At 60.8% G+C, this 14,611-nt stretch carries 9 protein-coding genes and 6 tRNA genes; 1 reads left to right on the forward strand and 14 read right to left on the reverse strand.

All coding sequences use genetic code 11. From position 1 onward, the window contains the following. Positions 1-7: 7 nt before the first annotated feature. Positions 8-3,079, reverse strand: coding sequence for a formate dehydrogenase-N subunit alpha (gene fdnG, locus LSO07_RS20460; protein WP_151096439.1), 3,072 nt, complete (start codon positions 3,077-3,079; stop codon positions 8-10). Between the two features lie 286 nt (positions 3,080-3,365). Then, complete coding sequence (locus tag LSO07_RS20465; protein ID WP_151096440.1) at positions 3,366-5,519, reverse strand: TonB-dependent receptor; 2,154 nt, start codon at positions 5,517-5,519, stop codon at positions 3,366-3,368. 382 nt (positions 5,520-5,901) lie between these two features. Here LSO07_RS20465 and LSO07_RS20470 point away from each other — a divergent pair, with 382 nt between their 5' ends. Further along, positions 5,902-7,608, forward strand: a complete 1,707-nt coding sequence (locus LSO07_RS20470; protein WP_151096441.1) for a methyl-accepting chemotaxis protein — start codon at positions 5,902-5,904, stop codon at positions 7,606-7,608. Between the two features lie 25 nt (positions 7,609-7,633). Here LSO07_RS20470 and LSO07_RS20475 read toward each other — a convergent pair whose 3' ends face one another. The 12 genes from LSO07_RS20475 to pdxJ form a co-directional block, all read right to left on the reverse strand. Then, positions 7,634-8,086: a hypothetical protein gene (locus LSO07_RS20475; RefSeq protein WP_070254520.1), complete on the reverse strand. Its 453-nt coding sequence runs from the start codon at positions 8,084-8,086 to the stop codon at positions 7,634-7,636. Positions 8,087-8,119: 33 nt separating this feature from the next. Continuing rightward, on the reverse strand, positions 8,120-9,607 hold the full coding sequence (locus LSO07_RS20480) for a SulP family inorganic anion transporter (protein WP_151096442.1): 1,488 nt from the start codon (positions 9,605-9,607) through the stop codon (positions 8,120-8,122). A 279-nt stretch (positions 9,608-9,886) separates the two neighbouring features. After that, positions 9,887-9,960: transfer RNA gene (locus LSO07_RS20485), tRNA-Cys, on the reverse strand. A 42-nt stretch (positions 9,961-10,002) separates the two neighbouring features. Then, positions 10,003-10,078, reverse strand: a tRNA-Gly gene (locus tag LSO07_RS20490). An 83-nt stretch (positions 10,079-10,161) separates the two neighbouring features. Then, positions 10,162-10,237: transfer RNA gene (locus LSO07_RS20495), tRNA-Gly, on the reverse strand. Between the two features lie 56 nt (positions 10,238-10,293). Further along, positions 10,294-10,369 (reverse strand) — tRNA-Gly (locus tag LSO07_RS20500). Between the two features lie 71 nt (positions 10,370-10,440). Continuing rightward, positions 10,441-10,516: transfer RNA gene (locus LSO07_RS20505), tRNA-Gly, on the reverse strand. 92 nt (positions 10,517-10,608) lie between these two features. After that, positions 10,609-10,684: transfer RNA gene (locus tag LSO07_RS20510), tRNA-Gly, on the reverse strand. A 105-nt stretch (positions 10,685-10,789) separates the two neighbouring features. Further along, positions 10,790-11,374, reverse strand: a complete 585-nt coding sequence (gene pgsA / locus LSO07_RS20515) for a CDP-diacylglycerol--glycerol-3-phosphate 3-phosphatidyltransferase (RefSeq protein ID WP_034749601.1) — start codon at positions 11,372-11,374, stop codon at positions 10,790-10,792. Positions 11,375-11,501: 127 nt separating this feature from the next. Beyond that, positions 11,502-13,382, reverse strand: coding sequence for an excinuclease ABC subunit UvrC (gene uvrC / locus LSO07_RS20520; RefSeq protein WP_151096443.1), 1,881 nt, complete (start codon positions 13,380-13,382; stop codon positions 11,502-11,504). 24 nt (positions 13,383-13,406) lie between these two features. Further along, positions 13,407-13,802: a holo-ACP synthase gene (gene acpS / locus LSO07_RS20525; RefSeq protein ID WP_070280220.1), complete on the reverse strand. Its 396-nt coding sequence runs from the start codon at positions 13,800-13,802 to the stop codon at positions 13,407-13,409. 14 nt (positions 13,803-13,816) lie between these two features. Further along, a complete protein-coding gene (gene pdxJ / locus LSO07_RS20530; RefSeq protein WP_034779221.1) occupies positions 13,817-14,578 on the reverse strand; it encodes a pyridoxine 5'-phosphate synthase in 762 nt (253 codons plus the stop codon). Between the last annotated feature and the right edge of the window lie 33 nt (positions 14,579-14,611).

Below are 14,611 nucleotides of genomic sequence, written 5' to 3' on the forward strand. Positions count from 1 at the left end.
GCTCCCATCATGCTTTTTCCACCTTCACGAGGAAGGACTTGAATTCCGGCGTTTGTGAATTCGCATCCCCCACGCCCGGTGTCAGGGTATTGATCAGATACCCCGGCTTGGCCACGCCCGTGAAGCCCCAGTGCAGCGGCAGGCCCACGGTATGCACCGGCTTGCCCTCGATCATCAACGCCTTGATGCGCTTGGTGACGACGGCCTTGGCGATGATGTGTCCCCGCTTGGAACTGACACGCACTTCACCGCCGGCAACGACGCCGATGCTCTTGGCCAGCTCTTCGCCGATTTCAACGAATTGCTGCGGCTGGATGATGGCATTCAGGCGTGCATGCTTGGTCCAGTAATGGAAATGCTCGGTCAGGCGGTAGCTGGTGGCCACATGCGGATATTCCTCGTGCGTGCCGAACATTTTCCGGTCATCGGCGAACACGCGCGCGGCCGGATTGCTGGTCGCCTGCGGGTTTTTCGGATGCATGGGGTTGTAGCCCAGCGGATTTTCAAACGGCTCGTAATGCTCGGGGAACGGCCCTTCGGCCATGGCGCCACGCGCAAAGAAGCGCGCCACGCCCTCGCCCAGCATGATGAACGGACCCATGCCGTTTTCCGGCGGTTCGTCGACCTTGAAGTCGGGAATGTCGGCCCCGCTCCAGTTCGTGCCATTCCACTCGATGAGCTTGCGGGTCGGATCGAAAGGCTTGCCCTTCAAGTCGCACGAGGCGCGGTTGTACAGCACGCGGCGGTTCGCCGGCCAGGCCCAGGCCCAGCCCAACGTCTGGCCGATACCGGTCGGGTCGCTATTGTCGCGCCGTCCCATCTGGTTGCCCGCCTGCGTCCAGCTGCCGGCGAAGATCCAGCAACCGCTGGTGGTCGTGCCGTCGTCGCGCAATTGCGCGAACGAGGCCAGCTGCTCGCCCTTTTTCACCAGCAGCTTGGTCGCGTCCTTCGGATCGTACAGGTCGGCCAGCGCCTTGCCGTTGAATTCGCGGGCGATTTCTTCCGGCTGCGGGTTATGCGGCTGCGCATAATTCCACGTCAGGTTGACGATAGGATCAGGGAACTTGCCGCCCTCTTTCTTGTACATGTTGCGCATGCGCAGGAACAGGCCCGACATGATCTCCAGGTCGCTGCGCGCCTGGCCCGGCGGTTCGGCCGCCTGCCAGTGCCACTGCAGCACGCGCGAGGAGCTCACCAGCGAACCGCGCTCTTCGGCGAAGCAGCTGGTCGGCAGGCGGAACACTTCCGTCATGATCTTGGTGGGATCGACTTCGTGATACTGCCCGTGCGCCTTCCAGAATTCGCCCGTTTCCACGGCCAGCGGATCCATGATGACGAGGAACTTCAGCTTCGACAGCGCTTCCGTGACCTTCTGCTTGTTCGGCGCGGACGCCAGCACATTGAAGCCCTGGCAGATATAGCCCGTCATCTTGCCTTGGTGCATGTTCTCGATGGCTTGCATCAAGTCATACGGCTTGTCGAGTTTCGGCAGGTAGTCGAAGGCGTAGTTATTTTCCGCCGTGGCGAAATCACCCCACCACGTCTTCATGAAACTGACGTGGAATTTGCGGTAATTACTCCAGTAGCTGAGCTGGTTCGGCCGCAGCGGCTTGGTGGCGCGCGCGGCGATGTAGGCGTCGAAATCCTGCTCGCCCTCGTTGGGCAGGGTCATGTAACCTGGCAACAGGTTCGACATCAGGCCCAGATCGGTCAAGCCCTGGATGTTCGAGTGGCCGCGCAAGGCGTTCATGCCGCCGCCGGCGATGCCCATATTGCCCAGCAACAGCTGCACCATGGCGCCCGTGCGAATGGTTTGCGCGCCCGTCGAGTGGTGCGTCCAGCCCAGCGCGTACAGGATGGTACCGGCGCGTCCCGGCACGGCGGTCGAAGCCAATGCCTCCGCCACCTTGTGGAACTTGTCGGCCGACACGCCGCACGTGCGTTCGACCATCTCGGTCGTGTAGCGCGCGTAGTGCTTCTTCATCATCTGGTAGACGCAGCGCGGGTGTTCCAGGGTCGGGTCGACCTTGGCATAGCCGTCGTCGCCGATCTCGTAATCCCAGGTGGCCTTGTCCGTGTACTTGCCTTTTTCCTTGTCGAAACCAGAGAACAGGCCATCCTCGAACGCATAGTCTTCGCGCACGATGAAGGGCATGTCCGTGTAGTTGCGCACGTACTCATGCTGGATCTTGTCGTTCGTCAGCAGATAATTGATGATCGCGCCGAGGAAGACGATGTCCGTGCCGGTACGCGTGGCGCAGTAGTAATCTGCCACGGATGCGGTACGGGTAAAGCGCGGATCGACAACGATCAGCTTGGCCTTGTTATGCGCCTTCGCTTCCGTGACCCATTTGAATCCGCAAGGATGTGCTTCTGCTGCATTGCCGCCCATGACCAGGATCACATCGGCATTCTTGATATCGACCCAATGATTCGTCATCGCGCCACGGCCAAACGTCGGGGCAAGACCTGCCACCGTCGGTCCGTGTCATACACGCGCCTGATTATCAAAGGTCAGCATCCCCATGCTGCGCACTGTCTTGTGGGTCAGATACCCCACCTCGTTGCTGCCGGCGGACGCGGCAAGCATGCCGGTGGAGAGCCAGCGGTTGACGGTCTTGCCGTCGGCATTCTTTTCGATCAGGTTGGCGTCGCGGTCATCCTTCATCAGGCGCGCGATCTTGTCGAGCGCCACATCCCAGGAGATCGGTTGCCATTCCGTGCCGCCCGGTGCGCGGTATTCGGGCACTTTCAGGCGGTTCGGACTGTGGATGAAGTCGACCAGGCTGGCGCCTTTCGGGCACAGCGTGCCGCGGTTCACCGGGTGATCGGCATCGCCTTCCACGTGGATGATGCTGGAAACGGCATTTTTCGCGCCGTCGCCCAGCCCATACAGCAGGACGCCGCATCCTACCGAACAGTAGGGACAGGTATTGCGTGTCTCGGTCGTGCGAGACAGCTTGTATTGCCGCACTTCCGCCATCGCCTGGCCCGGTGCGAAACCGAGCAGGGCGAGGCTGGAACCAGCAATGGTCGCGCCAGTTACCCGAAGGAACTGGCGCCTGGACATCTGAACCATATTCAGGCCTCTATGATGTGAGTAAATAAAAAGTCATACGGCGTCGTGGTCGTGTCATATCACCAAGATATAAGCACCATGCCTGTGCCGTATGACAGTATTTTACCCCTCAAACTCCGACAAGGCTTAGTCCGCTGGAAAAAATTTCCTTTAGTCAACATTAATTTGACGATACCGAATATTCCCTCTAAACAATGCCAGCCTGCCTGGCACGCTTGCACATCGCTACCCACCATGAAAAAACCCGCTCGCGAGCGGGTTTGGGATGCGTCAGAAAAATGACAAATTACAAGCTGTAGCGCAAGGTCAGCGCCACGTTGCGCGGCGCGCCCGGCAAGCTCAGGTTCGGGCTGGAACCGTGGCCCGAGACGATGTAGCGCGTGTCGCCGATATTGTTGACGTTCAGCTGCACTTCATAGCGGCCCGTGCGGTAAGCGGCCATGGCGTCGGCCGTCACGTAGCCTGGCAGCACGACGGTGTTGCCAGGGTTGGCGAAGCGGCTGCCGACGGCATTCGCGCCGCCGCCCACGGTGAAGCCGTGGCCAAGGTCTTTCGTCAGCCACAGATTGGCCGTGTTGCGCGCCGTCAAAGTGGCGCGCTTGCCCTTGATGGCGACGGAACTGGCCGTCGTCGTGCCCGGCGCATTCACGCTGCGGTCGACGGCGATGGAATCGGTGATGGTGGCGTCCAGGTAAGCGTAGCCGGCCATCATCTTCCAGCCATCGTGCAAGTCCGCGTTGAAGGTCAGCTCCAGGCCATCCGTGCGCTGCGTGCCGACGGGCACGATGCGGTTCGTGATCGGGTCGCTGGTCTTGATATTGTCGCGCTCCAGGCGGAACAGCGACACGGTGGCGTTGGCGCGGCCACCCCACAGGTCGTACTTGGCGCCCACTTCCGTGTTGCGCGTGGTTTCCGGCGCCAGGTCGGCATTGTTGGCGGCCAGGGCGAAGTTCTCGCCGCTCGGCTGGAACGAACGGCTCCACGACGCGTAATACGATTGCACGGCGCTCGGTTGCCAGACGAGGCCGGCGCGGGGGCTGTAGGCCGAATCCGTGCGCGACAGATCCGCCGTCGTCACGCCAAGCGCATTGGCCAGGCGCGACTGCTGCTTGTAGCGGTCGTAGCGCAAGCCGGCCAGCGCCTTCCACTCGTCGCTGAAACTGATGGCGTCCTGCACGTAGGCGGCGGCCGTGTCATAGGTGCCGAAAGTATCGCTGCGCACGCCCAGCTTGCTGCGATCGACGACGGGCAGAACAGGATTGAAAATCGACACGGGCTTCGCAGGTGTCGTTACAGCGATGGCGGCCCAACTGTTGGCATCCTTGTTTTGCTTGCCGAACTCGGCGCCGTACAGCACTTCATGGCGCAAGGTGCCCGTGACCAGCTTTTGCATCAGTTCCGTCTGGTTAAACCAGCCGCTCTCGTCGCGGTTGAGCTTGGCGTGACCCAGGCTCATCGTGCCCTTGACTTCGTTGACGTTGCCGGAAATATTCGTGTTGTTGCGGTCCAGGTGGTAATCGTAGTAACGGAAGGCATTGCGCAGCGATAGCGTATCGCTGAACTTGTGCGTCAGTGTCGCGGCCGTGGACACCACGCGCGACTGGCTGAAGTCCGCGTCGCGGGCGTTGGCGGCGCCATAATAGGTGCCCGCATCGACGGCGACGGGACGGCCCTGGTTGGATGGAATGCCGAAGTCCGTCAGGCGGCGGTCTTCCAGGTAATCGCCCTGCAGCAGCAGTTTCGTCGCGCTCGACAAGCGAATGGCCACGGACGGCGCCAGCGCCGTGCGGTTGATGAATTGCTGGTCACGGTAGCTGTCCGACAATTCGCGCCCACCCGTGACACGCCAGTCCACCGTCTCGCCGACACGGCCCACGTCGACTTCGCCGCGGCGCCCTTTTGTGTTCGTCAGGCTCAGAGCCACGTCCGTGATATCCACGCCCGGTTTTTTGGTGATGCGATTGACCAGGCCACCCGAGGAGCCGCGGCCGTACAGCACGGCAGCCGGCCCCTTGATCACTTCCAGGCGCTCCACATTCGACAGGTCGCGGAAATACAGCGCGTCATCGCGGAAGCCGTCGACGAACTGGTCGCCGATGGCCGTGAAGCCGCGGATGAACACCTGGTCGCGCTGGCCGTCGCCCGTGGACAAGCCCACGCCGGGGATGTTCTTCATGATGTCCTGGATCGACATGGCGTTCTGGTCGCGGATGACGGCGGCCGGCACCACGTTGATCGTCTGCGGCACGTCGCGCAAAGCCATTTCCGTCTTGGTGCCGCTGGCGGAGGTGGCGGCAACATAGCCATCCTTGTCCTTAGCCGCCGTCACGGTGACGGCGGGCAAGCTTTCCTGTGCCCAAGTAGCCAATGGCGTGGCGCCAAAGGTCAAGGCGCCCAGTACGGCGATGGTGATCGGTTTGAATCCTGGCTTGCGCTGCATACAATTCCCTGGTCAATGTTTTAATACGAATGATTATCATTAGTATTTTATCAGGCGGCCATGCGATTAGTCAGCACTTATGTAAGTGATAGTACTTATAGCGCAGGTACTTGATGTAAAAACACAACAGGAAATCAATATCAAAAAACAATTAAAATTGCTTTGAAAAACTATTTCTCTGCGTCAATGCTATACTTGCGGCTTGCTGGGCAGCGGTCAGCCTGACCGACATGCCCCTTGCTTCACCTCCATCGCCACGCTCAGCGTGGCGCGCCGCACAGCCATCACGCGGCACCCGAAGACCCCGATCCCCTGCGCCTTGCGGCGCCTGTCCGCCCCTGCTGGCGGCGGCGATCATGACTATTAAACTGTTAGGAATTACATGAAAAACCTGAACATCGGCAGCCGCCTTGGCGTCGGCTTTGCTGTCGTATTGCTGTTGCTTGCCGCCTTGACCATCACCGCCCTCGTGCGCATGCAGACGGCCAGCGACCTGACTTACCGTCTCATCAATACCAGCATCAAGAACCAGCGCATGGTGGCCGAATGGTCGAAGATCATTGAACTCAACAGCGTGCGCGGCGTCGCCTCGTTCGAGATCACCGATCCTGTCGTGCGCGCCAAGATCGAGGAAGACTTGAAAGTCGATGCGGAGCGTTCCAGCAAGCTGCAGGATGACATCATCGCGTCCTTGCTCAATCCTGCCGTGATCGAGCAATTCAAGGTCGTGCGCAAGGTCCGCACCGACTACGTGACGACGCGCGCGCGCGCCTTCAAGATGAAGGCCGACGGCGACGTGGCAGGCGCCAAGGTCGTGTTCGACAAGGAAGTGGCGCCGATCACCGTGGCCTACCTGGCCGAAGTCAAACGCTTTGCCAACATGCAGATCAAGGCCGCCGACGGCGTCGGCGCCAGCATCATCGAAGCCTACAGCGGCACCCGCATCTTCCTGATCACCATGGGCGTGCTGGCGGTGCTGATGGGCATCGGTTTCGCGTGGTGGATCACGCGCTCGATCACCGGCCCCATCCGCGCCGCCGTGAAAGTGGCGGAAACCGTGGCAGCTGGCGACCTCACCAGCACCATCACGGCCCAGGGCCGCGATGAAACGGGCCAGCTGATGCATGCCCTGAAAACCATGAACGACAGCCTGGTGGGCATCGTGGGCCAGGTGCGCAGCGGCACCGACACCATCGCCACGGCCTCCGCGGAAATCGCCGCCGGCAACCAGGACCTGTCGTCGCGCACGGAACAGCAAGCCAGTTCGCTGGAAGAAACGGCCTCGTCGATGGAAGAACTGACCTCGACCGTCAAACAGAACGCCGACAACGCGCGCCAGGCGAATAAACTGGCCGGCGACGCGGCCGGCATCGCCAGCCGCGGCGGCGCCGTGGTGGCCGAAGTGGTCGCCACCATGGGCGAAATCAATACCTCGTCGAAGAAAATCGTCGACATCATTTCCGTCATCGACGGCATCGCCTTCCAGACCAATATCCTGGCATTGAACGCGGCAGTGGAAGCGGCGCGCGCTGGCGAACAGGGCCGCGGCTTTGCCGTGGTGGCCACGGAAGTGCGCAACCTGGCGCAGCGCTCCGCAGCGGCGGCAAAAGAGATCAAGGGCTTGATCGACGACTCCGTGCAAAAGGTCGATGTGGGCACGGACCTGGTCGACAAGGCCGGCAAGACGATGGAAGAAATCGTGCAAAGCATCGGCTTTGTCACGTCCATCATGAGCGAGATCAGCAACGCCAGCGAAGAGCAGAGCGCGGGCATCGAGCAAGTCAACCAGGCCATTTCCGAAATGGACCAGGTGACCCAGCAAAATGCGGCCCTGGTGGAAGAAGCCTCGGCAGCGGCCGAAGCGATGCAGGAACAGGCGAGCGAACTGGCGCAGGTGGTCAGCGTCTTCCGCCTCGATGCCAATGCAGTAGCGACCGACCGTTTCAGCGTAAAAGCGGCACAGCGCAGCGCAACGCCAACTGCTGCCGCACCAGCCCGCAAGGCTTCGGCCCCTGCCCTGCGCCTGCCCGCGACGCGCGCCGGCAGCAAGGCAACTGCGCCGGCCGAAGGCGAGTGGGAAGAGTTTTAAATCTGCTTAAGCAAGCCGTGCGGCATCAAGCCGCACGGGCTTGCGCTTTGGCGATCAGTACCGCCAGCTCGCGCGGCACGGATTGCCCCAGAAATTCCAGCGCGAGCGCCTCCGGATCGATGGCGGCGTCCGCTGGCAAGCCATGCTCGAAGCCGCCCACCATGGTGCGGCAAAAATGCGGCGATTCCGCCCGCGTTTCCACATACCAGCAGCCCGCATGGCCTTGCACGAAGTATTCGCCGATAAAATAGCCGAGCATGGTTTTTACCCACTGCCAGCTCTCGTCGCGGATGACGATGGTGCGCATAGCCGCGTCGATATACGGCAAGTATTCGGCCGCGTTGGTCAGCACTTCGTGCGCCGGCTGGATACCCAGGCGCTCGACGAAATTCACCAGCGAGGCGCCCAGCGCGTCATAGTAGGCGTCAAAGCCCGCCTGGCTTTGTTGCAACAATTGTTCTTGTTCGTTCGACAGCATTCACACTCCACAGACATTCAACAATCCCCTATTTTACGCCACGCCGACATCCACCCCGGCCCGCTGCAGCAAGGCCTGGTTGCGGGTGGACAGATGCGTCACCTGCAGATGCTTGCCCGCCTTGTCATAGCGTTCATACAAGGATTCGATGGCGGCAATGGCCGAGTGATCGGCCATGTGCAGGTGCCGGCAGTCGAGGATGACGCGGGCCGGGTCCGACGCTGGCTGGAACAGTTCCTGGAAATGCGTGGTGGAAGCAAAAAACAGCGTGCCATGCGGCAGGTACACGCGCACTCCGGCGCTGCTGTCATCGATATCGGCACGCATTTCACGCGCATGCTGCCAGGCAAAATTCAAGGCGGCGATGACGATGCCGCACAGCACGGCCATCGCCAGGTCCGTGAATACGGTAATGACCGTCACGGCAACGATCACCAGCGCATCCTGCAACGGCACCTTGCCCAGTACGCGCAAGGAACCCCAGGCAAACGTCTGCTGCGCCACGACGAACATCACGCCCACCAGGGCGGCCAGCGGGATGCGCTCAATCAGCGGCGACAGGACCAGGATGAACAGCAAAATCATCACGCCGGCCGTCACGCCCGACAGGCGCGAACGGCCGCCCGAGCTCAGGTTGATCATGGTCTGCCCGATCATGGCGCAACCGCCCATGCCGCCAAACAGGCCGGAAACGACATTCGATGCGCCGAGGGCGATGCATTCGCGGTTCGGATGGCCCCGCGTTTCAGTCATCTCATCGGTGAGATTAAAAGTGAGCAAAGTTTCCAGCAAGCCCACCATGGCCATCAGGGCTGCATATGGGAAAATGATATGCAAGGTCGCCATGTCCAGCGGCACGGTGGGCCAATGCAGGGCCGGCAGGCCGCCGGCGATATGCGCGAGGTCGCCCAGGGTGCGCGTGGGCAGGTGCAAGAAATGGCTGAGCACGCCCACGCCGAGGATGGCCACCAGCGCCGGAGGCACGGCCTTCGTGAAGCGCGGCAGCACGTAGACGATGGCCATGGTCAGCGCCACCAGCGCGCCCATCACATACAAGGGCATGCCTTGCAGCCAGGTTTCGCCCTGCGGCGTGGCTTGGCGAAAGTGTTCCAGCTGGGCCATGGCGATGACGATGGCCAGGCCATTCACAAAGCCCAGCATCACCGGATAGGGCACCATGCGGATCAACTTACCTAGGCGCAAGATGCCGAACAAGGCCATCAGGATGCCGCTCAGCACCACGGTGGCCAGCAGGTACTGCACGCCATGCTGAGCCACCAGTGCCACGATGACGACGGCCATGGAGCCGGCGGCGCCGGAAATCATGCCGGGGCGTCCGCCAAAGATGGCCGTGAATGCGCAAATGATGAAGGCGCCATACAGGCCCATCAGGGGGTTCAGTTGCGCCACCAGGGCAAAGGCGATGCATTCAGGCACCAGGGCAAATGAGGTGGTCAGGCCCGCCAGGACGTTTTTTTGTATGTTCGAGAACCACTCATCCCGAAAAGTTGCGTTGATCATTGAGTCGTATCCAAAGTCGGAACAGGAAAATGCCGGCCTGATGGACAATCATCAGGCGCAGCCATGCCAGCGGGCGTCACAAAAAAGCTGCGCTGAGGTCGAACGGAGCAGGAAAGTCGTCAGTGACTACATCGGTATGGCGGAAAGGGGAAGTTTCATCAAGGCGCCAGGCGGCGCGGCTGAGCTTGCCGGCATTATACAAGATGCGCAGCCGGCAAAAGTCAGGCAAATGCGCGGACAAAAAAATAGCCCACTCGAAAGTGGGCTATTTTTTTCATCTGGAGGCGAGGACGGGAATCGAACCCGTCTAAACGGCTTTGCAGGCCGCTGCATAACCTCTTTGCTACCTCGCCAGAGGAACTGCTTGGATGGGCCTTGCGGCACACCTTGAAAACTGGAGCGGGAGAAGAGTCTCGAACTCTCGACCTCAACCTTGGCAAGGTTGCGCTCTACCAACTGAGCTACTCCCGCATTGGAGCTTGGTTACTGCTTAATCTCGCCGCGTACCGCGGTGGATAAAAAAAGGAAGCCAGCTTAGCTTCCCTTTAGAATTCTGGAGCGGGAGAAGAGTCTCGAACTCTCGACCTCAACCTTGGCAAGGTTGCGCTCTACCAACTGAGCTACTCCCGCATTGGAGCTTCTATTTTCTGCTACTGCCATTCTTGCTGTACTGCTTCAGCTTTCGCTGGAGCGGGAGAAGAGTCTCGAACTCTCGACCTCAACCTTGGCAAGGTTGCGCTCTACCAACTGAGCTACTCCCGCATACGAACCGCTATTTTACTGCTTTTTGCTACCGTTTACCAGTGCTGCTTTACTGCTGATCCAGCATTCACTGGAGCGGGAGAAGAGTCTCGAACTCTCGACCTCAACCTTGGCAAGGTTGCGCTCTACCAACTGAGCTACTCCCGCAGTGGACAACATTGTATCAGAAGCTCTACTACATCGCCAGTACTACTTTTTACTGCATTCGCTGTTTTTACCTATGACACGATCCAGAAAACTGGAGCGGGAGAAGAGTCTCGAACTCTCGACCTCAACCTTGGCAAGGTTGCGCTCTACCAACTGAGCTACTCCCGCGTCATCAACAACAGGCCAGCATTATAGAGGGATTACAGGGGCTGTCAACGGGCAATATCTGGTCTTTTGCAAAATATTCCGCACAAAGCAGCCGCCTGCCTATTCTTAGTGCAAATTTCCCGCTTTTTCTTTAATCAGCGGCCATGCCAGGCGCAAATAGTAAAACATCGACCACACCGTCAGCACGCAGGCGATCCACAGCAGCTTCTCGCCCCACACGTGGGTATCGATCGCGCCAAAGATCACTTCGTGGTACAGCAGCAGGGGAATGGCCGTCATTTGCGCGGCCGTCTTGATCTTGCCGATCGAGCTGACGGCCACCGATTTCGATGCACCGATCTGCGCCATCCATTCGCGCAACGCGGAAATCGTGATTTCGCGGCCGATGATGATGAAGGCCAGCACGGCATTCACACGGTCCAGCTGCACCAGCACCAGCAAGGCGCCCGCCACCATCAGCTTGTCGGCGACCGGGTCGAGGAAGGCGCCAAAGGCCGAGGTCTGGTTCCAGCGCCGCGCGAGGAAACCGTCGAACCAGTCGGTGACGGCCGCAACAATGAAGACCAGGGTGGCAACCAGGTTCTGGTCGCCATGCAGCAGCATCGACGGCGGCAGATAAAACACGCCGACGACGAGTGGTATCAGGGCCACGCGCAGCCACGTCAAAAGGATGGGGATATTAAAAGGCATAAGGAAGCAATCGGCCGACAGGTAAATTGAATATGAAGAAAGTATGAAGAAAGCGCCACTAGTCTACATGGCCCAGGGGTATTAGCCTAGTCCGGTTGCCGCAGCACCGGACCAGGCCATCTATCCATCAATGCAGCTGCTTGTATATTTCTTCTGCCAGCTGCGTGGAAATCCCCTCCACCGACATCAGATCCTCGATGCTGGCGTCGACCACGCCGCGCAAGCCGCCAAAGCGCGACAGCAATTTCTGGCGGCGCTTGGCGCCGATACCCTCGATCTCTTCAAGGCGGGACGTCTGGCGCGTCTTGGCCCGCTTGGCGCGCATGCCGGTGATGGCGAAGCGGTGCGCCTCGTCGCGGATCTGCGCGATCAGCATCAGGGCCGCCGATTCCTTGCCCAGTTCCTGCGCCGCGCGGCCATCGACGAACAGCAGGGTTTCCAGGCCAACCTTGCGCCCCTCCCCCTTGGCTACGCCGACAATCAAGCTGATATCGAGTCCCAGCTCGGCGAACACCTGGCGCGCCATTTCGATCTGTCCCTTGCCGCCGTCGATCAAGACCACGTCGGGCATCACGCCATCGCCATTCGCGACTTTCTCGTAACGGCGCATGAGGACCTGGCGCATGGCCGCGTAATCGTCGCCGGGCGTGATGTCATTGATGTTGTAGCGCCGGTATTCGCCATTCTGCATGGCGTGATGGTGGAACACGACGCACGACGCCTGCGTCGCCTCGCCCTGCGTGTGGCTGATGTCGAAACACTCCACGCGCAGGCTGTCGAGGTCTTCCGTTTCCAGGCGCAGCGCCTCGGCCAGCGCGCGCGTGCGCGACTGCTGCGACCCCTGTTCGGACAACAAGCGCGCCAGCGAAATCTCGGCGCCCTTCTGCGCCATTTCCAGCCACTGGCGGCGCTGCCCCTGCGGCTGGAAGATCAGGTTGATGCGGTGGCCACACTGCTCCATCAGCGCCACCATCAGGGCTGGCTGGTCGAATTCGATATTCAGGATCAGGGTGCCGGGAATGAATTTTTCCGTGTAGTGCTGGGCCAGGAAGGCGGCCAGCACTTCCACCTCGATCGGCTCCTCGGCAATCGCCGCCGCATCGCTGAGCTGGCTGGGGAAATAAGCGCGGTCGCCCAGATGGCGTCCGCCGCGTACCATGGCCAGGTTGACGCAGGCGCGCCCGCCCTGCACCAGCACGGCGAGGATGTCCACATCGGCGTCACCCGTCGTCTCCATGCTTTGCTGGTGCAGCACGCGCGACAGCGAGGCGATCTGGTTGCGCACCACCACGGCCTGCTCGAATTTTAATTCAGCGGCAAACGCGTGCATCTTCTTTTCCAGGTCGGCCAGCACTTCGCTCTGGCGCCCGCGCAGGAAGCGCGCCGCGTTTTCCACGTCGTTCTTGTAGTCTTCCTTGCTGATCAGGTCCACGCAGGGCGCACTGCAGCGGCCGATCTGGTGCAGCAGGCAGGGACGCGTGCGGTTCGCATACACGCTGTCCTCGCAGGTACGGATCAGGAACACCTTTTGCAGGATCTGCATCGATTCCTTGACGGCCCAAGAGCTGGGGAACGGCCCGAAATACTGGTTTTTCTTGTCCACCGCGCCCCGGTAATACACCATGCGCGGCGCATCGCCATTCGTGATCTTCAGATACGGATACGACTTGTCGTCGCGGAACAGGATGTTGTAGCGCGGCTGCAGCGCCTTGATCAGGTTGTTTTCCAGGATCAATGCTTCCGCTTCGCTGTGCGTGACCGTCGTTTCCAGGCGCGCGATGCGCTCGACCATCATGGCGATGCGGGGACTGGCCAGGTTCTTCTGGAAGTAGCTGGAGACGCGTTTTTTCAGGTCGCGCGCCTTGCCGACATACAGCACCTTGTCGGCGGCGTCGAAATAGCGGTACACGCCGGGCAAATTCGGCAGCTTGGCGACGGTCGCCAGCACTTGCGCGCGGGGATCGGGTGGCGTTTCCACCAAGGAAGGTTCTGGGCTTGCTTCGGTCATTGCTGGCTCATTGCGCACTTATAGTTACACTGCCTGTTCCACGATCACGAACGCGACCGCATATTCTTCTTCATCGCTGATGGTCACTTGCGCGCTCAGGCGATTTTTCTCCATGAACTGCGCCAGCACGCCACTGCAGACGATCATCGGCTTGCCGCTGGGGTGGTTCAGCATCTGCGCGGCGGGCCAGGTCATCGGCATGCGCAAGCCCAGGCCGATGGCCTTGGAAAACGCTTCCTTTGCCGCGAAGCGCGTGGCAAGGAAGCGCACGCCGCGCGCGGCATTCTTGGCGCTGCGGGCGCGGAATTTTTCCAGCTCCTGCGGCCCCAATATCTTTTTCGCGAAACGCTCGCCGTGCCGCGCCAGGGCCGCCTCGATGCGGGGTATCTTGCAGATATCGGTACCGATGCCGTAGATCATGCCCTACTCCCCTGTCAGGCCCTGTGACCGAGGCGCGTGGCCACCATGATGGCCTTCATTTCGCGCACGGCATTTTCCCAGCCGACAAACACGGCGTGCGCGACGATGGCATGACCGATGTTCAGCTCAGCAATATCGGGAATGGCGGCGATGGCCTGCACATTGGTGTAATGCAAGCCGTGACCCGCGTTGACTTTCAAGCCACGGCCCACGCCAAACAGCACGCCCGCCTTGATGCGCTCCAGTTCCGCCAGCTGCTCGGCGCCTTGCGTATCGGCATAGCGCCCCGTGTGCAGCTCGATCACGGGCGCGCCGAGCTCGGCGGCGGCAGCGATCTGCTGCTCGTCCGCATCGATGAACAGGCTCACGCGGATGCCCTCGCCTTGCAATTGTTGCACCGCCGCCTGCACTTCCTTGAAGTAGCGCACCACGTCCAGGCCCCCTTCGGTCGTCACTTCCGTGCGCTTTTCCGGCACCAGGCAGACGTCCGCCGGCTTGATGCGGCAGGCGAAATCGATCATCTCGGCCGTGACGGCCGCTTCCAGGTTCATGCGCGTCAGTAATTGCGGCGCGATGGCGATCACGTCCGCATCCTTGATGTGGCGGCGGTCTTCGCGCAAATGCAGGGTGATGGCGTCGGCGCCGGCCTGTTCGGCCAGCAGGGCCGCGCGGATAGGGTCCGGATACGCGGTGCCGCGCGCATTGCGCAAGGTGGCCACGTGGTCGATGTTGACGCCCAGGTCGATGACGGGGCCGGAAGGCTGCAAAAAGCTCATATAAATGGTATCCGTAAAGTGCTGTCCTGCTGC

The organism is Janthinobacterium sp. PLB04 (assembly GCF_021165895.1).
Lineage (GTDB): Bacteria > Pseudomonadota > Gammaproteobacteria > Burkholderiales > Burkholderiaceae_D > Janthinobacterium > Janthinobacterium lividum.